Source organism: Nocardioides sp. IC4_145 (assembly GCF_011250565.1).
In the GTDB taxonomy this organism is placed as follows: domain Bacteria; phylum Actinomycetota; class Actinomycetes; order Propionibacteriales; family Nocardioidaceae; genus Nocardioides.
In genome coordinates, this window is sequence record NZ_JAANMS010000002.1 from 1 (window position 1) to 19238 (window position 19238).

The following is a 19238-nucleotide window of genomic DNA, read 5'->3' on the forward strand; positions in this document are numbered from 1 at the left end:
GGCCTGGGACGACCTCCACCCCGCCACCCCTCCCCGGCCGCAGCCGGAGCAGCCCGCGCCGGAGCCCGAGCCACAGCCCGAGCCGGTGTCGCTCCTGGCCCGAGCCAAGCGCCGCCTCACCCGCTGACCCCTCGCCCAACCCCGACCGGCTGGTCGAGGAGCGCGCGCTGGCGCGCGTCTCGAGACGCCGAGAACTCGAGCGGCCCAGCAGGTGCGGCGGGGGAGGCGGGGGGATCTCCTAGGCTGAGGGCCATGTCGACGCCGCCAGTCCCGCCGACCCCTCCGGTGAAGCGGCGGGTGGTGTTCGTGGTCGGTTCCGGGCGGAGCGGGACGAGCACCATGTCCGGCACGCTGCAGACGCTGGGGATGCACGTGCCGCAGCCGGAGGTGCAGGCCGACGAGACCAACCCGAAGGGGTTCGGGGAGCCGCAGTGGGTGGTCGACTTCCACCACGAGCTGCTGCAGCGGTGCAACGTGGCGGTCTCCGACGCGCGGCCGGCGGCGTGGTTCGAGGCGGGCAGGCTCTCGACGTTCGAGCCGCTGCGCGGGCGGCTGCACGCGTGGCTGGAGCAGCAGTTCGTCGAGGGTGGCCCGGAGGTCGTGGTCAAGGACCCGCGGCTGGCGTGGTTCCTGGGCCTGTGGCGCAGCGCGGCGCTGCGGTGCGACGCGACCCCGGCGTACGTCACGATGCTCCGCCCGCCGACCGAGGTGGTCGGCAGCAAGCAGAAGTACTACGCGGGCGGGCGCACCTCCAGCACCGCCGGCGAGATCAGCCGCACCGCGGCCTGGGTGAACATGATGCTCCACACCGAGCGGTCGACGCGGGGGAGCGCGCGAGCGTTCGTCCGCTACCACGACATGCTCACCGACTGGACGATCCCGGTCTTCGGCCTCGGCCAGCTCTTCGACCTCGACGCGGTGAAGTCGGCCTCGGCCAACGACATCCGCAAGGTCCACCAGTTCATCGACCCGAACCTCCGCCGCGTGCAGCTGACCTGGGACGACGTCCGCGTGCCGACCCGCCTGCGCGAGGTCGCCGAGGAATCCTGGCGGGAGCTGGACCGGCTCGCCGACGACGGCGGTGACACCCCGGCCGCGCACGACCGCCTCGACGAGCTGCGCACGGCGTACGCCGAGCTCTACGAGGAGGCCGAGGCGCTCAGCGAGTCCACCGCCCTGGCCGCCAAGCGAGAGGGCCAGGCGCAGAAGCCGCAGCCCGACCAGCTCCCGGTCGGCCGCCGCGGCGCCGACCGCGTCCCGCACGGTGTCCGCGCGATGGTGCCGGCGAGCGCCCGACGCGGCCTGCGCAAGGCGCTCGGCAAGTCCCGATGAGGGCGCCGGACATCGCCTGCCTCGAGGGCGACGCGGCGTACGACGTCCGCTGGGCGTGGCAGGACGGCGCGCTCGACCCGGGGCTGACCTGCGTGTTCCGCGTGCGCAACGAGGCCCGGAACCTCCCGTGGGTCCTCCCGCCGATGCTGCGGGCCGTCCAGCGGGTGGTGCTGGTGGACAACCGGTCCGACGACGGCACCGCCGAGGTGGCGCAGCGGGTCGCGGACGAGTGCGGCGCGGGCGACCGGATCGAGGTGACCGGCTATCCGTTCCAGGTCAGCCGCGCCGGCACGGAGCACCTCGCGACACCGCCGCACTCGGTCCACTCGCTGACGCACTTCTACAACTGGTCCTTCTCGCACGTGCGCACCAGCTACTCGATGAAGTGGGACGGCGACATGGTGCTCACGCCCGAGGGCGAGGCGCTGCTGGCCGACCTGTCCTGGCAGCTGCACGGCTCCGGCGCGGTCGTCGCGGTCCCGCGGCACCCGCTGAGCATCGAGAGCGAGTCGGTCGCCTGGATCGACCTCGGCTTCCGGTTCCTGGAGCCGTGGGTCTACCCGATGGGTCCGCAGTTCACGTTCGTGAAGGCCTTCGAGTGGGAGGTGCGGGAGTTCCCGGAGACCTCCGAGCGGATCGTCGCCCCCGAGGGTCTCTGCGTGGAACTGAAGTGGCTCGACCAGGACGAGTTCGCCCACTGGACCAGCACCGAGGACTTCGACTCCTCCCGAGCCCCCCGCAAGCGCCGCGAGTGGGAGGTCTACTCCGCGCTGCGCGAGGGCCGCGGCGAGGAGGTCCCCGGCCTGCACCGGATCGAGGCGCCGCCGGGCGTGCACATCGTCGACCACGTCACCCGCACTTGGCTCCCGCAGGCGCCGCGGCCGCTGGTCAAGCGCCGCGGCCGGCTGGATGTCTGAGCCGGCGCTCGCACCCGTGCTCGAGCGGGGGCGCCACGACCGGGTCACGCTGCGGTTCGCCGACCGCACGGAGCTGAGGGCGTACGCCGCGGCGCCGGCCGACCACCGCGGCGTGCTCGCCAAGACCGTCGAGGTGCTGGTCGACGCCGACCCCGGCCCGCTCGGCTTCGTGCCGCGGCCGGAGTGGCCGCCGCTGCGCCGCTACCGCGCGCACACCACCGACGGGGGCTGGCGGGTCGTCGTGCGCCTGACCGGGCACGTCGAGGTCGCCGAGGTCCTCGTCGAGCTCGGCCGCCACGCCGTCCGCCCGGCGCTGGAGGTGACCGAGCGCCGAGCGCCGCTCACCCTCGACGACCGCGTCTACAACGCCGAGGGCTTCCGGTGGGCGGACGGCCCGGTGGTGGAGGTGACCGCGACCCGACCGAGCGAGCGCCTCCTGGTCGAGGCCTCGCGGGACCACGCGGGCGTCCGGGTCACGCCCGCCACCGGCACCGCGGTCGTCGCGGCGCTGGCGATGGCCGGCGTGCCGCTCGTCGGGAAGGCGCCGACCGGTGCGGACGAGGCGCTCGGCGACCTGGTCGCCGGGGGCGACGGCGTGGACCTCGCCGACCCCCGCGCCCGCGAGGAGCACTCGGTCCTCCTGCGCCGGGCGGGCCTCGACGCCCACGGCCCGGTCCGCCGCCAGCCGTCGGTGAGCGTCGTGCTGGCGACCAAGCGGCCCGACATGGTCGACCACGCCCTGCGCCAGGTCGCCAAGCAGTGCGGGGTCGACCGGCTCGAGCTGGTCCTCGCGCCGCACGGGTTCACCCCCGACGAGGCCGACGTGCGGCGCCGCTCCGGCGTACCCACCACCGTCCTGCCGCAGCCCCCCGACGCCGTCTTCGGTGACGTGCTGACCGCGGCCTCCCGAGCGGCGTCGGGCGAGCTGGTGCTGAAGATGGACGACGACGACTGGTACGGCCCCGACTTCGTCGCCGACCTCCTCCGGGCCCGCGGCTGGAGCGGTGCCGACGTGGTCGGGACGCCCGCCGAGCAGCACTACCTGGCGCCGCTCGACACCACCGTCACCCGCGGCCACCGCACCGAGGCGTGGACCCGCTTCGTCGCCGGCGGCACGATCCTGGTGAGCCGCGACCTGCTCCGCGAGGTCGGCTGGTGGCGCCAGGTCCGGCGGTACGTCGACGCGCAGCTGCTCGCCGCGGTCCATGCCGCCGGAGGCACGGTCTACCGCACGCACGGCCTCGGCTACCTGCTGCGCCGCAACGCCTCGGGCCACACCTGGGAGGTCGACCTCGAGGAGCTGCTCGACCCCGCGCGGGTCCAGCAGCGCTGGGAGGGATTCCGCCCCAGCCGGCTGCTCGGGTGCGCTCCCGAGGAGCTACCCGGCGAGTCCCCGCGCGAGCCGTAGGACGACCTCGCGCAGCCGCTCCGGCGACGTCGCGACGTTGAGCCGCACGTGTCCCGCGAGCCCCGGGTGGTAGTCGTGGCCCGGCGCCACCCGCACCCGTCCGCGCTCCAGCGCGACCGCGGCCGGGTCGTCGTGGCCGTAGGCGCGCAGGTCCAGCCAGGCGAGGTACGTCGCCTCCAGCGGCCGCATCCGCGCCTCCGGCAGGTGCTCGGCCAGCAGCTCCGCGAGCAGCGTCCGCTGCTCGTCGAGGCGCTCCAGGAGGGCGTCGAGCCACGCGTCGCCCTGCTCGTACGCCGCCACCGCGGCCACCTCGCCGAGCGGCGACCACGAGTCGTTCCGCGCCACCGGCACGCCGGCCAGCCGCTCGGCGGTCGCCGGGTCGTCGCTGACCACCTGCGCGCACCGCAGCCCCGCGGTGTTGAACGCCTTGGACGCCGCCACCACCGCGACCGCGTGCTCGCCCGCGCCGTCGAGCGACAGGTACGGCACGTGCTCGGCACCCGGCAGCACCAGCGGCGCGTGGATCTCGTCGCTGACCACCCGCCCGCCGTGCCGCGTCACCACGTCCCGCACGCCCTCGAGCTCGGCCCGCGTGTAGACCTGGCCGCACGGGTTGTGCGGCTGGGTCAGCAGCAGCGTCGACGCCCCGTCGGCGAACATCCGGTCCAGCCGGTCGAGGTCGATCGTCACCCGCTCCGCGTCCGGCTCGACGGGGAGGTCCCACCGCTCACGACCGCAGACCCCGGGCACCCCCAGCTGCGGTGCGTACGCCGGTAGCGGCAGCACCACCGCGCCCGGCCCGCTCAGCACGTCGATCGCGAGCCGCACGCCCGCCGTCACGTCGACGGTCGGCAGCACCTGCGTGGGGTCCACCCGCCAGCCGAACCGGCGCGCCGAGAACCCGGCGTACGCCCGGCCCAGCGCGCCGCCGCCCGGCTCGAACGAGGGGTAGCCGGTCACGCCCGCCGCCACCGCCTCGGCCACCGCGTCGGCCACGACCGGCGCCTGCGCGTAGTCCATCTCGGCGACCCACGCGGGCAGCACGTCGTCGGGGACCTGGCCCCACTTGTGGACGAGCGCGCGGCGGGCCTCGGTGTCGCTCAGGTCACGGATCACGGGTTCATTGAACAGGGGGCCGCCTCCAGTCCCTACGATGCGCACCATGCGCACGCGTCGTACCGCCCTGGTCGCCCCCGTCCTGCTCACCGCCCTCGCCACCGCCTTCTCGGCGTGCGCGCCGGTGGAGGACGACGAGCCGGAGGCCGCGACCGACAGCAGCTCGGCCGACGCCGGCGCCGAGACCGACCCGGCGACCTGCGCCGCCGACGCGCCGCTCGTGCAGGCCGGCCGGCTCACGGTCGGCACCGACTCCCCGGCGTACGAGCCGTGGTTCGTCGACAACGACCCCACCAACGGCGAGGGCTACGAGTCGGCCGTGGCGTACGCCGTCGCCGAGGAGCTGGGCTTCTCCGAGGACGAGGTCAGCTGGGTGACCGTGCCGTTCAACTCCTCCTACGCGCCGGGCAAGAAGAAGTTCGACTTCGACATCAACCAGGTCTCGATCACTCCGGCGCGGGAGCGGGTCGTGGACTTCTCCGAGGGCTACTACCGGGCCGCGCAGGCCGTCATCACCCTCGAGGACTCGCCGCTCGCCGGCCTCAGCACCCTCGAGGAGCTCGCCGGCCACAAGCTCGGCGCGCAGACCGGCACCACCTCGCTCACCGCGATCCGCGAGGTCGTCCAGCCCGCCGAGGACCCGCTGGTCTTCGAGGACACCAACGCCGCGAAGCAGGCGCTGAAGAACGGCCAGGTCGAGGCGATCCTCGCCGACCTGCCCACCGCGTTCTACATCTCCGCCGTCGAGATCGAGGGCAGCACGATCATCGGACAGTTCCAGCCCGAGACCGGCGAGCAGGAGGAGTTCGGCATGCTCTTCGAGAAGGGCAACCCGCTGCGCGACTGCGTCGACGCCGCGCTCGCCAACCTCCGCGAGGACGGCACCCTCGCCGACATCGAGCAGCAGTGGCTCTCCGACACCGTGAGCGTGCCGACGCTTGACTGACACCTCTCCCGGGTCGGCCACCGCCGCCGGCTCGGCGGCTGCCTGGACGCCGAGCCTGCGCGAGCTCGAGCGGCGCGCGGTCCGGCGACGGCTGCGCCGCCGGTCGCTGCTCGTCGCCAGCGGGCTCGTCGTCCTGGTGCTGCTCGCGCTCGGCGTGGCGATCACCTCCTCGCCGGGCTGGCCGAACGTCAAGGAGCTGTTCTTCTCCTGGGAGCACGCCAAGGCCGTCTTCCCCGACGTCCTCGACGGGTTCTGGCTCAACGTCAGGCTGTTCCTCATCTGCGAGGTCGTCATCCTCGTGCTGGGCCTGCTCGTGGCGCTCGCCCGCGTCGCCCGCTCGCCCTGGCTGGCACCGGTGCGCGTGCTCGCCGTCGTCTACACCGACCTGCTGCGCGGCATCCCCACCCTGCTGCTCGTCCTCATGCTCGGCTTCGGCATGCCGGCGCTGGGCCTGCAGGGCGTGCCGATCAGCGGCACCTTCTGGGCCGGCGTCGCGCTGGTCCTCTCCTACAGCGCGTACGTCGCCGAGGTCTTCCGCGCCGGCATCGACTCCGTCCACCCCTCCCAGGTCGCCTCCGCCCAGGCGCTCGGGCTCAGCCGGCCGCAGGCGCTGCGCTTCGTGGTCGTCCCGCAGGCCGTGCGCCGGGTGGTCCCGCCGCTGCTCAACGACTTCGTGTCGCTGCAGAAGGACACCGCCCTCGTCTCCGCCGTCGCCGTCTTCGACGCGGTCTTCGCCGCGCGCGACTACGCGGCGTACAACTTCAACTACACGCCGTACGTCGTCGTCGCCGCGTTCTTCGTCGTCCTCACCGTGCCGCTGGCGCGGTTCACCGACTGGCTGCAGCGGCGCTGGCTGGCGCGCGAGAGGGCGGGGCAGCTGTGAGCGCGCTCCTGGAGGTGCGCGGGCTGCGCAAGACGTACGGCGACCGGCTGGTGCTCGACTCGGTCGACCTCGACGTCCGCGCCCACGACGTCGTCTGCCTGATCGGGTCGTCCGGCTCGGGCAAGTCGACCCTCCTGCGCTGCCTGGACCTGCTCGAGGACGTCGACGACGGCACCATCACCCTCGGCGGCGTCGAGATCAGCGACCCCCTCGTCGACCCGCGCGAGGTGCGCAAGCGGGTCGGGATGGTGTTCCAGGCCTACAACCTCTTCCCGCACCTCTCGGTCCTCGACAACTGCACCCTCGCGCCGCGCCGTGTGCACGGCGACTCCAGGGCCGCGGCCGAGGAGCGGGCGCTCGGGCTGCTCGACCAGTTCGGCCTCGCCGAGCACGCCCGCAAGCACCCCGACCGGCTCTCCGGCGGCCAGCAGCAGCGGGTCGCCCTCGTCCGCGCGCTCTGCACGGGCCCGGACCTGCTGCTGCTCGACGAGATCACCGCCGCCCTCGACCCCGAGCTGGTCGGCGAGGTCCTCACCATCGTCCGCGACCTCGCCGCCGCCGGCACCACGATGGTGCTCGCCACCCACGAGATGGCCTTCGCCCGCGACGTCGCCACCAAGGTCTGCTTCCTCCACCAGGGCCGGATCCTCGAGCAGGGCCCACCCGACCAGCTCTTCACCGCCCCCCGCGAGGACCGCACCCGCCAGTTCCTGGCCCGCGTCCTCCCCACCGCTGGTTGAGCAGCGAAGGCCGCTAGGCCTGAGCGTGTCGAAACCCCGTGAGCCGACTGCGGCCTCGGGGAGGTCGGTCCGCCTGCGGCTCCCGCCGGACGGGCAGGCCCGGTCTGCGAGGCCCGACCACGACCGGGCCCCCGGCGTCCGACGCCCGGGACGCGCCATCCGACCGCTCGCCCGTGCCGGCTCCAGCGGACGTCATACGGAGCGTGCACCCGCTCGCTCCGTCCGTATGACGTCCGACCTCTCGCGACCGTGACAGTGGTTCTGTCATGATCCGCGCATGAGCGAGAGCATCGAGCTGGGCCAGGGAACCGGACCGCTGCGCGGGGTCAAGGTCGTCGAGATCGCGGGGATCGGGCCGGGGCCGCACGCGTGCATGCTGCTGGCCGACCTGGGCGCGGACGTGATCCGGGTGGAGCGGCCGGGCGGGCAGATGCTGGCGGGCGGCGCGCACAACCTGCTCAACCGCGGCCGGCCGAGCGTGGCGCTCGACCTGAAGAACCCCGAGGCGCGGGCGACCGTGCTCGAGCTGGTCAAGGGCGCCGACGTCCTGGTCGAGGGGATGCGCCCCGGCGTGATGGAGCGGCTCGGCCTCGGCCCGGAGGACTGCGCGGCGGTCAACGAGCGGCTGGTCTACGGCCGGATGACGGGGTGGGGCCAGGACGGTCCGCTGGCCCAGGCGGCCGGCCACGACATGAACTACATCGCGATCACCGGCACCCTCTTCGGCCTCGGCCAGGACAAGGACAAGCCGCACTTCCCGAGCAACCTCGTCGGCGACTTCGGCGGCGGCTCGACGTACCTCGTCATCGGCATCCTCGCCGCGCTGCTCGAGGCCAGGGTCAGCGGCCAGGGGCAGACCGTCGACGCCGCGATCGTCGACGGCACGGCCAGCCTCAACGCGATGACCGCGGCGTTCCTCGCGGGCGGGCAGTTCAAGGAGGAGCGGGCGGTCAACCTGCTCGACGGCGGCGCGCCGTTCTACGACGTCTACGAGACCTCCGACGGCCGGCACATGTCGGTCGGGTCGCTGGAGCCGCCGTTCTTCGCCACGCTCGTCGAGCTGCTCGGCGTCGGGGAGCGCTGCCCGGGCCAGTTCGAGATGGAGCGGTGGGACGAGATGCGGGCGCTCTTCACCGAGACGTTCGCGAGCCGCACCCAGGCCGAGTGGGTCGAGGTGTTCGAGGGCACCGATGCCTGCGTGGCCGGCATCATCCCGATCAGCGAGGCGGCGGAGCACCCGCACATGAAGGCGCGCGGCGTCTTCGTGACCAAGGACGACCTGCTCCAGCCCACGCCGGCGCCCCGTTTCAGCCGCACCGAGGCGACCCTGACGCTGCCCCCGTCGCGCGAGGCCGGCGAGCACACCCGCGCCGCGTTGACCGCGTGGGGCGTGGCGGACGTCGATGGGCTGATCGAGCGCGGAGTGGCGGTCCAGGTCTGAAGCCCTTCCTCTTCCTCGGGACCCGCGCGGAGGACGCCGCCGCCGACGGGGAGTACGACGCCGTGCTCCTCGCCGGCGGCCTCGACGAGCGCGACGTGCGCCGCGTGCGGCTCGAGCAGCAGCCGCTGACCGAGGCGCTGGGCGGCCCGGTCGACCTCGACGACTGGTCCGGCATCGTGCTGGGTGGCGGGCCGTTCAACGTCAGCGACCCGCCCGAGGCGAAGTCGGACGTCCAGCGGCGGGTCGAGGCCGAGCTCGGCGACCTCTGCCGCCGGGCGGTCGCGGCGGACTCGCCGTTCCTCGGCTGCTGCTACGGGATCGGCACGCTCGGCGTGCTGGACGGCGGCGTGGTCGACCGCACCCACGGCGAGCCGATCGGCGCGGTCGAGGTCCGGCTGACCGACGAGGGCCGCGCGGACCCGCTCACCGGCGTGCTGCCGGAGCGGTTCGCGGCGTACCTCGGCCACAAGGAGGCCGTCTCCCGCCTCCCCGACGGCGCGGTGCTGCTCGCGTCGTCGGCGACCTGCCCGGTGCAGGCGTTCCGGATCGGGCGGAACGTCTACGCCACCCAGTTCCACCCCGAGCTCGACGTGGACGGGCTGTGCCTGCGCATCGACGTCTACGAGCACCACGGCTACTTCGAGCCCGGCGGGGCCGCGGCGCTCAAGGCGCTGGCCCGCACCGCCAACGTCACCGAGCCGGCGCGGCTGCTCGCCGGCTTCGTGGCGCGGTACGCCCGGTGAGGCGCGTCACCCTCGACTGACTGTTGAACATCCGTCAATAATGAACGGGTGAGCACCCCAGAGCACGCACCCGAGCACAGCCCGGAGCACAGCCCGGAGCACAGTCCCGAGCACGTGGACGTCCTCGTCATCGGCGCCGGCCTGTCCGGCATCGGCGCCGCCTGCCGGCTGCGCGAGGAGCACCCCGGCCGCAGCCTCGCGGTGCTGGAGATGCGCGAGGTGAGCGGCGGGACGTGGGACCTGTTCCGCTACCCCGGCATCCGCTCGGACTCCGACATGTTCACCTTCGGCTACCGCTGGCGCCCCTGGCCGGGTGACACCGCGCTCGCCGACGGACAGCTGATCCTCGACTACATCCGCACCGTCGCCGAGGAGCGCGGGGTCGACCGCCTGGTGCGCTACCAGCACAAGGTCGTCAGCGCCTCCTGGGACTCCGACGCGGCCCGCTGGACGGTCCACGTCGACACCCCCGAGGGCGCGCGGACCCTCACGACCGACCTGCTGTGGAGCTGCGCGGGCTACTACGACTACGAGGCGGGCCACACCCCGGTCTTCCCGGGCCAGGACGAGTACGCCGGGCGGCTGGTGCACCCGCAGCACTGGCCCGAGGACCTCGACGTCACCGGCAAGAAGGTCGTCGTCATCGGCAGCGGCGCCACCGCGGTCACGCTGGTCCCCGCGCTCGCCGGCGACGCCGAGCACGTCACGATGCTCCAGCGCTCGCCCACCTACATCCTGTCCCGGCCCGGCCGGGACCCGTGGGCCAAGGCCCTCGCCAAGCTGCCGGCCGCGATCAGCTACCCGGTCGTGCGGTGGAAGAACATCCTGCTCGCGATCGGGACCTACAAGCTGGCCAAGGCCAAGCCGCAGGTGGTCAAGGGCGTCGTGCGTGCCGGCGTACGCCGCCAGCTGCCGGAGCACGTGGACGTCGACACCCACTTCAAGCCGTCGTACGACCCGTGGGACCAGCGGCTGTGCTTCGTGCCGGACGGCGACCTGTTCAAGGTGCTGCGCAGCGGCGACGCGTCCGTCGTGACCGGGGCGATCGACACGTTCACCGAGACGGGCATCCGGCTCACCGACGGCAGCGAGCTCGAGGCGGACGTCGTGGTCAGCGCGACCGGGCTCAAGCTGCTGCCCTTCGGCGGCATCCCGCTCGAGGTGGACGGCAAGCCGGTCGAGCTGTCGGAGACCATGTCGTACAAGGCGCTGATGCTCAGCGGCATCCCGAACTTCGTCTACACGATCGGCTACACGAACGCCTCCTGGACGCTCAAGGCCGACCTGGTCGCCGACTACGTCTGCCGGATGCTCAGCCACCTCGACAAGACCGGGAAGCGCTCCTTCGTCGCCGACCGCGACCCGTCGGTGGACGAGCGGCCGTTCCTGGACTTCTCCTCCGGCTACGTCCAGCGGGCGCTCGACGGCCTGCCGCGGCAGGGCGACCGGGCGCCGTGGAAGCTGGACCAGAACTACCTGTCCGACGTCCGCACCATCCGCCGCGACGCCATCGACGACGGGACCCTGACGTTCCGCTGAGAACCGGCTGAGACCTGTTTCCGGGCCCCGCCCGGGGGTCACCGGAGGGGCGTACCCGACCGAACGACCACAGGAGGTCAGACATGGGACTGGGCGACAAGATCAGCAACAAGGCCGAGGAGCTCGGCGGCAAGGGCAAGGAGAGCGCGGGCGACGCGACCGGTGACGACTCGCTCAAGGCTGAGGGCAAGGCCGACCAGAGCTCGGCCAACCTGAAGAACGCCGGCGAGAAGGTCAAGGACGCCGCGAAGGACGCCAAGGACGGGCTCACCAAGTAGCAAGCGCACGCATTCCCGCCGAGGCGGGAGAGCGATGTCACCCCGCGACGATGGGGTGTTGGGCGGGCCGCATCCCTACAGTGGGGGATGCGGCCCGTTCCAGTCCCGCCCCGGAGCCGCATCTCCAAGCGTTCGAGCGCCTGCTTCCCGCAGGAACCGGCTCCGCGCCGTCCTCATGGCGAGACAACCGCCACGAGACGGATCTGTCACCCCTTCATGCCTTCTGCTTCTGCCTTCACCGCGATCGGCGTCCCCGCCGACCTCTCCGCCGTCCTCGCGGACCGCGGCATCACCGAGCCCACGCCGATCCAGGCCAAGACGCTGCCGGACTCCCTCGCGGGTCGCGACGTCCTCGGCCGCGGCCGCACCGGCTCGGGCAAGACCTACGCGTTCCTCCTCCCGCTCGTCGCCCGCCTGGCCGCCTCCGGCCGTCCCGCGACGGCCCGCAAGCCCCGCGCGCTCGTGCTCGCGCCGACCCGTGAGCTGGTCGGGCAGATCGAGGAGGCCCTCAAGCCCCTCGCCGACGCCTTCGGCCTCACCACGCTGACCGTCTTCGGCGGCGTCGGCCAGAACCCGCAGGTCCGCGGCCTCAAGGCCGGCGTCGACATCCTGCTCGCCTGCCCGGGCCGGCTCGAGGACCTCATCGGCCAGGGTCACTGCGACCTCGGCGCCGTCGAGGTCACCGTGCTCGACGAGGCCGACCACATGGCCGACCTCGGCTTCCTCCCGGCGGTACGCCGCCTCCTGGATGCCACGCCGGCGCGCGGCCAGCGCCTGCTGTTCTCCGCGACCCTCGACAAGGCGATCGACGTCCTGGTCAAGCGGTTCCTCCACGAGCCGGTCGTCCACCAGGCCGACTCCGCCCAGTCGCCGGTCAGCGCGATGGACCACCACGTGCTGCACCTGGCCCGCGAGCACCGCGTCCCCGTGCTCGTCGACCTGGCCAGCGCGCCGGGCCGCACGGTCGTCTTCACCCGCACCAAGCACGGCGCCAAGGCGCTGACCCGCCAGCTGAACAAGTCCGGCGTGCCGACCGTCGAGCTCCACGGCAACCTCAGCCAGAACGCCCGCACCCGCAACATGGAGGCGTTCCACTCCGGCAAGGCCAGCACGCTGGTCGCCACCGACATCGCCGCCCGCGGCATCCACGTCGACGACGTCGCGCTCGTCGTCCACGCCGACCCGCCGGCCGAGCACAAGGCCTACCTGCACCGCTCGGGCCGCACGGCCCGCGCGGGCGCCGCCGGCACCGTCGTCACCCTGATGACCGACGACCAGGTCCGCGACGTGCGCGACCTGACCCGGGCCGCCGGCATCAAGCCGACGATCACCCGGCTCGCCGCGGCGACCCACCCGGTGCTCGTCGAGCTCGCCCCCGGTGAGCGCCAGGTCGTCCCGGGTGGCCTCGTCGTCGAGGCACCTGCCTCCTCCGGCCCGGCGCGCTCCGGCGGCGGCAACGGCGGCTCGGGCGGCGGCGCCCGCTCCGGTGGCGCCGGCCGGCGCTCCTCACGCGGCCGCGGTCGCTCCGGCGGCCAGGGCTCCGGCACGAGCACGAACGGCTCGGGCGCCACGGGCGGCTCCGGCGGCTCGCGTTCGGGCGGCGCCAAGGCCGGCTCCAAGCCGGCCGGCTCCGGCCAGGGCGGTCGCGGGCGGCGTACCGGCTCCGCGGCCGGCTCGTCGGCCGGTGGGAGCCGTCACAGCGCGACGTCGTTCAGCTCCGGTCGCCGCTGACCCCCGTGACCAGTGCTCGGACCGGGCCCAGGGACCGTCCGTAAGGTCGGTGTCGTGAGCCCCGTCCGAGCCTGGTTGCAGCGTGCGCTGTGGGACGTCGTCCCGCGCGACCACCGCCAGACCCCGGCCGCGCTGCGGCGCCGGCAGGTCGTGACGATCGCCTTCGTGGTGCTCGGCGCGGTGGTGCTCGGGTTCTCGCTGCGGATCGACCCCGGCAGCGACTGGTTCTACGTCTCGACGGCCGCGCTGGCCGGGGTGTGGACCGTGGGCGCGTTCGCCTCCGGCCCGCTCCACCTCGGCCGGATCGCCTGGCGCGACTCCCTCGCGCGCCCGGTGGTCACGCCGATCCTGCTCGGCGCCGCCATCGTCGGTGTCTTCGTGCTCGGCGGGCTGGTGATCCGCGAGATCCCCTACCTGCAGGGGCAGGTGGGCTCGGTCCTCGACTACGCCGACCAGGGCTCCCTGCCGCTGCTCGTCGTCATCACCGCCGTCAACGGCATCGCGGAGGAGCTGTTCTTCCGCGGCGCGGCGTACGCCGCCATCCCGCACCGCCCGGTGCTGTGGACGACCGTCGCGTACGTCGTCGCCACCGCCGCCACCGGCAACGTCATGCTCGCCTTCGCCGCCATCCTCCTCGGCGTGGTCGTCGGCCTCGAGCGGCGCGCCTCCGGCGGCATCCTCGCCCCGATCCTCACCCACTGCACCTGGTCGATCTCGATGCTGCTCGTGCTGCCGCCGGTCATCGGCTGACTCGCGCCGGCTGGCCGGCAGGTTCATCGGCCAGCCGATGGAGCTCGCAGCCGGCCGACCCGGCTCGAGGACCTCGACCAGCCGGGACGTCAGCGGGCCGCGCCGGCCCGGCGGTCCTCGACGAGCGCCGCCTCGACGGCCTCGGCGTAGGTGAGCGGCTCGCCGGGGACGAGGTCGCGGATCGAGTGGTCGGTGACGACGACCTCGTTGCCCATCGACTCGATGAGGTTGGCGGCGGTGGTGGCGTCGACGCCGGTGACGAGCTTGATCCAGTACTGCGAGAGGAACGGCGTCCCGAGAGGCACGTGGATGATCGGCAGCCGCCGGCCGTGCATGACCGAGCCGGCCTGGGCGAGCATGTCGGCGTACGTCAGCTGGTCGGCGCCGCCGATCTCGAAGACCCGGTCGCGCGCCTCGTCCAGGCCGACGACGCCGGCGAGGTAGCGGACCACGTCGGCGATGGCGATCGGCTGGGTGCGGGTGGAGGCCCAGCGGGGGACGACCATCGCGGGGAGGTTCTTGACCAGCTTGCGGGTCATCTCCCACGAGATCCCGCCGGAGCCGACGACGATCGCCGCGCGCAGGACGGTCACCGGCACGCCGGACTCGCCGAGCAGCCGCTCGACCTCCCGCCGCGAGCGCAGGTGCGCGGAGAGCTCCTCGTCGTCGGAGCCGAGGCCGCCGAGGTAGACGATCTGCTGCACCCCGGTCGCGCCGGCGGCCGCCCCGAAGGCCCGCGCCGCGTCGGCGTCCTTGCGCTCGAAGTCGCCGTCGTCGAGGGAGTGCACGAGGTAGACCGCCACGTCGACGCCGTCGAGCGCCTCGGCCAGCGAGCCGGGGTCGTGCACGTCGCCGAAGACCGCCTTGCCCGGACCGTCGTAGGTGTCGGGATGACGAGTCATCGCCCGGACCGTGTGCCCGCGGTCGAGCAGCTCGGGGACCAGGCGGGCGCCGACGAAGCCGGTCGCGCCCGTGACCAGGACGGTGCTCATGCGCCCACAGTAGGGACGCGCCCCTAGTGCTCGCGGCCGCCGCGATCGGCGCGGGCGGCGATCCGCGCCCGGCGGTCCTCGTCCATGGCCGCCTCGTAGGCCGCGACGAGGCTGGCGATCGACAGCGGCTTGAGGCGCTCGACGACCTGCTGGATCCGCTCGGGCGGCGCGCCGGCCTCCTTGTACGCCGGCCACACCAACGTCTTGAACAGCTCGTTGAGCTCCTGGGCGATCTGGCGCCCGTGCGCGGTGTACACCTCGGCCGCCGCGACGGCCGCCTCCATCGGGAAGCCGAGGTCGAGGAGGCCGAGCCCGACCTGGAGCTGCGGCGCCGCCACCTCGAACCGTCCCCGGCGCGAGCGCCGCACGATCCCGAGGGCCTCGAGCGTCGCCAGGTCCTCGTCGCCGAGGGACCGACCGGCGCGCCGCTCGAGGTCTGCGCGCGACATCTCGACGGGCACGTCGGCCTGCCACGGCGCGAGCATCGCCCGGTGCAGCGCGATGTCCTCGGGCGCGGCGTCGTCGGGGATGCCGGCGAGGTACTTCTCGATCGCCGCCAGCGTGAACCCGTGCCCCTGCAGCTCGCGCACCAGCTCCAGCCGCGCGACGTGGTCGGGCGTGTAGTAGCCGCTGCGTCCCCGCCGGATCGGCGGCGGCACGAGCCCCTTGGTCGTGTAGAAGCGGACGTTGCGCACGCTCATGCCGACCCGGCTCGTCAGCTCGTCGAGCGTCAGCAGCTCCCGGGCGGCCTCCAGCCGCTCCTCCGTCTGCGTCACGTGCGCTCCTCTCGTGAGCCAGACCACAACAGTCCCGCTCTTGACCGTGACACCGATGGTGTCACAATCGTGGAACCACCATCACAGGCACCACTGACGCTAGGACGGTCATGGCAGAAGCATTCGTGTACGACCACATTCGTACGCCGCGTGGCAAGGGCAAGGCGGCCGGCTCGCTGCACGAGGTCAAGCCGGTCGACCTCGTGGTCGGCCTGCTGGACGAGATCAAGTCCCGCAACCCCGGCCTCGACCCCGAGCGCGTCGACGACGTCGTCCTCGGCGTCGTCTCCCCGATCGGCGACCAGGGCGGCGACATCGCCAAGACCGCGGCGCTGGCCGCGGGCTACCCGGACACCGTCGCGGGCGTCCAGCTCAACCGCTTCTGCGCCTCCGGCCTGGAGGCCGTCAACCAGGCCGCGTCCCGCGTGCGCGGCGGGTTCGAGGACCTCATCCTCGCCGGCGGCGTGGAGTCGATGAGCCGCGTGCCGATGGGCTCCGACGGCGGCGCCTGGGCCTCCGACCCGGCCACCGCCCTCAGGACCGGCTTCGTGCCCCAGGGCATCGGCGCCGACCTCATCGCCACCATCGAGGGCTTCAGCCGCGAGGACGTCGACGCGTACGCCGCGCAGTCCAACCACCGCGCCGCCAAGGCCTGGGCGAACGACTACTTCGCCGACGCCGTCATCCCGGTCCGCGACATCAACGGGCTCACCGTGCTCGACCGCGACGAGCTGATCCGCCCCGACACGAGCGTCGAGAGCCTGTCGGGCCTCAAGCCGTCGTTCGCGCAGATCGGTGCGGACGCGGGCTTCGACGACGTGGCGCTGGAGAAGTACCACTGGGTCGAGAAGATCGACCACGTCCACCACGCCGGCAACTCCTCCGGCATCGTCGACGGCGCCGCCATCATGGCGATCGGCAGCGAGGAGGTCGGCACCCAGCTCGGCCTCACCCCGCGTGCGCGCATCCTCGCCACCGCCGTCTCCGGCGCGGACCCGACGATCATGCTGACCGGCCCGGCCCCGGCCGCCCGCAAGGCGCTGGCCAAGGCCGGCCTCGAGGTCGGCGACATCGACCTGTTCGAGATCAACGAGGCCTTCGCCGCCGTGGCGATGCGCTTCATGAGGGACATGGGCATCACCGACGAGATCACCAACGTCAACGGCGGCGCGATCGCCATGGGTCACCCGCTGGGCGCCACCGGCGCGATGATCCTCGGCACGCTCGTCGACGAGCTCAAGCGCCGCGACCTGCGCCGCGGCCTCGCCACCCTCTGCGTCGGCGGCGGCATGGGCATCGCCACCATCGTCGAGGTCGTCTGACCGCGCGCTGCTCCTCCAGACACCGATCTCACCTGAGCGAACAGGACCCCGAATGACCACCAGCACCACCGAGCAGACGTCCGTGCGCTACGAGCGCGACGCGGACGGCATCGTCACCCTCACCCTCGACGACCCGAACCAGTCGGCGAACACGATGAACGACCTCTACATCTCCTCGATGCAGACCGCCGTGGAGCGGCTGTACGCCGAGGAGGCCGAGGTGACCGGCGTCGTGGTCGCCAGCGCGAAGAAGACCTTCTTCGCCGGCGGCGACCTGAAGAAGATGGTCACCGCCACCCGCGACGACGCCGCGGACGTCTTCGCCATGGCGGAGGGCGTCAAGGCCGCCCTCCGCAAGCTCGAGAAGTTCCCCAAGCCCGTCGTGGCCGCGATCAACGGCGCCGCGCTCGGCGGTGGCCTCGAGATCTGCCTGGCCACCAACCACCGCATCGCCGTCGACGACTCCTCGGTCGTCGTCGGCCTGCCCGAGGTCAGCCTCGGCCTGCTCCCGGGCGGCGGCGGCGTGACCCGCATCGTGCGGATGTTCGGCCTCCAGGAGGGCCTGATGGGCTTCCTGCTCGAGGGCAAGCAGTTCAAGGCCGCCCAGGCCAAGGAGAAGGGCCTGGTCGACGAGCTGGTCGCCACCCGCGAGGAGCTCGTGCCCGCCGCGAAGGCGTGGATCAAGGCCAATCCCCAGGCGAGCAAGAACCCGTGGGACGCCCCCGGCTACAAGATGCCCGGCGGCACGCCGAAGTCCCCGGCCCTGGCCGGCTTCCTGCCGGCGTTCCCCGCCCTGCTCCGCAAGCAGACCAAGGGCGCGGTCTACCCCGCCGCACGGGCGATCCTGTCCGCGGCCGTCGAGGGCGCGCAGGTCGACTTCGACACCGCGTCGCGGATCGAGTCGCGCTACCTGACCAACCTCGTGGTCAACCAGGGCTCGAAGAACATGATCCAGGCGTTCTTCACCGACCTGCAGGCCATCAAGTCCGGCTCGCTCCGCCCGCAGGGCATCGAGCCGTGGAAGGCCACCAAGGTCGGCGTCCTCGGCGCCGGCATGATGGGCGCGGGCATCGCCTACACGTGCGCCCGCGCCGGCATGGAGGTCGTCCTCAAGGACGTCTCGAGCGAGAACGCCGCGAAGGGCAAGGCGTACTCCGAGAAGATCAACGCCAAGGCCGTCTCGCGCGGCAGGCTCACGGAGGAGAAGTCCGCCGAGATGCTCGGCCGGATCCTCGCCACCGGTGACGCCGCCGACCTGGCCGGCTGCGACCTGGTCATCGAGGCCGTCTTCGAGGACCCGGCGCTCAAGGCGAAGGTGTTCGCCGAGGTGGCGCCGTACGTCAACGCTGACGCCCTGCTGTGCTCCAACACCTCGACGCTCCCGATCACCGAGCTGGCCGAGGGCGTCGACCGCCCGAAGGACTTCATCGGCCTGCACTTCTTCAGCCCGGTCGACAAGATGCCGCTGGTCGAGATCATCAAGGGCGCGGAGACCTCCGACGTCGCGCTGGCCAAGGCCTACGACGTGGTCCAGCAGATCAAGAAGACCCCGATCGTCGTCAACGACAGCCGCGGCTTCTACACCTCGCGCGTCATCGGCTTCATGGTCAACGAGGGCATGGCGATGCTCGCCGAGGGCGTCCACCCCTGGACGATCGAGCGCGCGACCACCCAGGCCGGCTACCCGGCCCCGGTGCTGCAGCTCTCCGACGAGCTCAACCTCGAGCTGATGGCCAAGATCGCCAAGGCCACCCGCGAGGCCGCCGAGCGCGACGGCCTCGACCTCGCCGAGCACCCCGGCACCGCGGTGGTCGACCGGATGATCGAGGCCGGCCGTCCGGGCCGTCTGCGCGGCAAGGGCTTCTACGAGTACGACGAGTCCGGCAAGCGCCAGACGCTCTGGTCGGGCCTCTCGGAGCTCTTCCCGCTCGCCGAGCAGCAGCCGTCCATCCAGGACTGCAAGGACCGGATGCTGTTCGCCGAGGCGCTCGAGACCGCGAAGTGCTTCGAGGAGGGCGTCATCACCTCGGCGGCCGCCGCGAACATCGGCTCGATCATGGGCATCGGCTTCCCGCCGATGACCGGTGGTGCGGCGCAGTTCATGACCGGCTACGAGGGCGCTGACGGCGAGATCGGCCTGGCCGCGTTCGTCGCGCGCGCCGACGAGCTGGCCGAGACGTACGGCGACCGGTTCCGCCCCACGCAGTACCTGCGTGACCTCGCGGCCTCCGGCGGGTCCTTCCCCGCCTGATCCGGGGTGAGGGGGTCCCCGGTTCACCGGGGACCCCCTCGCTTCCCACGGCAGATCTCCCGTGGGAAGCGCG

General features: G+C 73.0%; 17 protein-coding genes. 14 read left to right on the top strand and 3 right to left on the bottom strand.

What is annotated here, in order from left to right:
* Window positions 1–252: 252 nt before the first annotated feature.
* From G6553_RS01310 to G6553_RS01320, 3 genes are read left to right on the top strand one after another with little or no spacing between them, the layout of a single operon-like run.
* A complete protein-coding gene (locus G6553_RS01310) occupies window positions 253–1332 on the top strand; it encodes a sulfotransferase family protein (protein WP_166188473.1) in 1080 nt (359 codons plus the stop codon).
* Window positions 1329–2249, top strand: coding sequence for a hypothetical protein (locus G6553_RS01315; RefSeq protein ID WP_166188475.1), 921 nt, complete (start codon window positions 1329–1331; stop codon window positions 2247–2249). The genes G6553_RS01310 and G6553_RS01315 overlap by 4 nt, the downstream gene beginning before the upstream one ends.
* Window positions 2242–3657 carry a hypothetical protein gene (locus G6553_RS01320; protein WP_166188477.1) on the top strand — a complete coding sequence of 472 codons (1416 nt, stop codon included), beginning with the start codon at window positions 2242–2244 and terminating at the stop codon, window positions 3655–3657. The genes G6553_RS01315 and G6553_RS01320 overlap by 8 nt, the downstream gene beginning before the upstream one ends.
* On the opposite strand, the gene G6553_RS01325 is transcribed toward G6553_RS01320, so the two are convergent.
* Window positions 3628–4773: an aminotransferase class I/II-fold pyridoxal phosphate-dependent enzyme gene (locus G6553_RS01325; protein ID WP_166188478.1), complete on the bottom strand. Its 1146-nt coding sequence runs from the start codon at window positions 4771–4773 to the stop codon at window positions 3628–3630. The two genes, G6553_RS01320 and G6553_RS01325, sit on opposite strands and share 30 nt — an antisense overlap.
* Before the next feature lie 46 nt (window positions 4774–4819).
* Between G6553_RS01325 and G6553_RS01330 the strand changes: the two genes are divergently transcribed.
* From G6553_RS01330 to G6553_RS01370, 9 genes are all read left to right on the top strand, one after another.
* Window positions 4820–5719 carry an ABC transporter substrate-binding protein gene (locus G6553_RS01330; RefSeq protein WP_166188480.1) on the top strand — a complete coding sequence of 300 codons (900 nt, stop codon included), beginning with the start codon at window positions 4820–4822 and terminating at the stop codon, window positions 5717–5719.
* The gene (locus G6553_RS01335) at window positions 5712–6602 is read left to right on the top strand and encodes an amino acid ABC transporter permease (protein ID WP_166188482.1); all 891 of its coding nucleotides are present in this window, start codon (window positions 5712–5714) and stop codon (window positions 6600–6602) included. Before G6553_RS01330 ends, G6553_RS01335 begins: the two co-directional genes overlap by 8 nt.
* A complete protein-coding gene (locus G6553_RS01340) occupies window positions 6599–7342 on the top strand; it encodes an amino acid ABC transporter ATP-binding protein (protein ID WP_166188484.1) in 744 nt (247 codons plus the stop codon). The genes G6553_RS01335 and G6553_RS01340 overlap by 4 nt, the downstream gene beginning before the upstream one ends.
* A gap of 277 nt (window positions 7343–7619) precedes the next feature.
* Entirely contained in the window at window positions 7620–8783 is a 1164-nt protein-coding gene (locus G6553_RS01345) for a CaiB/BaiF CoA-transferase family protein (protein WP_166188486.1), read from the top strand.
* Window positions 8726–9526 carry a glutamine amidotransferase gene (locus G6553_RS01350; protein ID WP_347565437.1) on the top strand — a complete coding sequence of 267 codons (801 nt, stop codon included), beginning with the start codon at window positions 8726–8728 and terminating at the stop codon, window positions 9524–9526. Before G6553_RS01345 ends, G6553_RS01350 begins: the two co-directional genes overlap by 58 nt.
* Window positions 9527–9574: 48 nt before the next feature.
* Window positions 9575–11065, top strand: coding sequence for an NAD(P)/FAD-dependent oxidoreductase (locus G6553_RS01355; protein ID WP_166188488.1), 1491 nt, complete (start codon window positions 9575–9577; stop codon window positions 11063–11065).
* Between the two features lie 83 nt (window positions 11066–11148).
* Window positions 11149–11343, top strand: a complete 195-nt coding sequence (locus G6553_RS01360; protein WP_166188490.1) for a CsbD family protein — start codon at window positions 11149–11151, stop codon at window positions 11341–11343.
* A gap of 216 nt (window positions 11344–11559) precedes the next feature.
* Window positions 11560–13074, top strand: coding sequence for a DEAD/DEAH box helicase (locus G6553_RS01365; RefSeq protein WP_166188491.1), 1515 nt, complete (start codon window positions 11560–11562; stop codon window positions 13072–13074).
* Window positions 13075–13128: 54 nt separating this feature from the next.
* Window positions 13129–13824: a CPBP family intramembrane glutamic endopeptidase gene (locus G6553_RS01370; protein WP_166188493.1), complete on the top strand. Its 696-nt coding sequence runs from the start codon at window positions 13129–13131 to the stop codon at window positions 13822–13824.
* A gap of 89 nt (window positions 13825–13913) precedes the next feature.
* Here the strand turns inward: G6553_RS01370 and G6553_RS01375 are convergent, their stop codons facing one another.
* Together G6553_RS01375 and G6553_RS01380 are read right to left on the bottom strand one after the other, a co-directional pair.
* Entirely contained in the window at window positions 13914–14816 is a 903-nt protein-coding gene (locus G6553_RS01375; protein WP_166188495.1) for an NAD(P)H-binding protein, read from the bottom strand.
* Between the two features lie 23 nt (window positions 14817–14839).
* Entirely contained in the window at window positions 14840–15592 is a 753-nt protein-coding gene (locus G6553_RS01380) for a MerR family transcriptional regulator (protein ID WP_347565438.1), read from the bottom strand.
* 110 nt (window positions 15593–15702) lie between these two features.
* Here G6553_RS01380 and G6553_RS01385 point away from each other — a divergent pair, with 110 nt between their 5' ends.
* Window positions 15703–16914, top strand: a complete 1212-nt coding sequence (locus tag G6553_RS01385) for an acetyl-CoA C-acetyltransferase (RefSeq protein ID WP_166188497.1) — start codon at window positions 15703–15705, stop codon at window positions 16912–16914.
* A gap of 52 nt (window positions 16915–16966) precedes the next feature.
* Entirely contained in the window at window positions 16967–19165 is a 2199-nt protein-coding gene (locus tag G6553_RS01390) for a 3-hydroxyacyl-CoA dehydrogenase NAD-binding domain-containing protein (protein ID WP_166188499.1), read from the top strand.
* Window positions 19166–19238: the final 73 nt, after the last annotated feature.

What these genes read in the sequence shown, in the direction of transcription:
- G6553_RS01365 (WP_166188491.1), top strand. Translation starts at nt 11,560, where the DNA reads ATGCCTTCTGCTTCTGCCTTCACCGCGATCGGCGTCCCCGCCGACCTC.
- G6553_RS01375 (WP_166188495.1), bottom strand. Translation starts at nt 14,816, where the DNA reads ATGAGCACCGTCCTGGTCACGGGCGCGACCGGCTTCGTCGGCGCCCGC.
- G6553_RS01385 (WP_166188497.1), top strand. Translation starts at nt 15,703, where the DNA reads ATGGCAGAAGCATTCGTGTACGACCACATTCGTACGCCGCGTGGCAAG.
- G6553_RS01320 (WP_166188477.1), top strand. Translation starts at nt 2,242, where the DNA reads ATGTCTGAGCCGGCGCTCGCACCCGTGCTCGAGCGGGGGCGCCACGAC.
- G6553_RS01390 (WP_166188499.1), top strand. Translation starts at nt 16,967, where the DNA reads ATGACCACCAGCACCACCGAGCAGACGTCCGTGCGCTACGAGCGCGAC.
- G6553_RS01330 (WP_166188480.1), top strand. Translation starts at nt 4,820, where the DNA reads ATGCGCACGCGTCGTACCGCCCTGGTCGCCCCCGTCCTGCTCACCGCC.
- G6553_RS01310 (WP_166188473.1), top strand. Translation starts at nt 253, where the DNA reads ATGTCGACGCCGCCAGTCCCGCCGACCCCTCCGGTGAAGCGGCGGGTG.
- G6553_RS01315 (WP_166188475.1), top strand. Translation starts at nt 1,329, where the DNA reads ATGAGGGCGCCGGACATCGCCTGCCTCGAGGGCGACGCGGCGTACGAC.
- G6553_RS01360 (WP_166188490.1), top strand. Translation starts at nt 11,149, where the DNA reads ATGGGACTGGGCGACAAGATCAGCAACAAGGCCGAGGAGCTCGGCGGC.
- G6553_RS01345 (WP_166188486.1), top strand. Translation starts at nt 7,620, where the DNA reads ATGAGCGAGAGCATCGAGCTGGGCCAGGGAACCGGACCGCTGCGCGGG.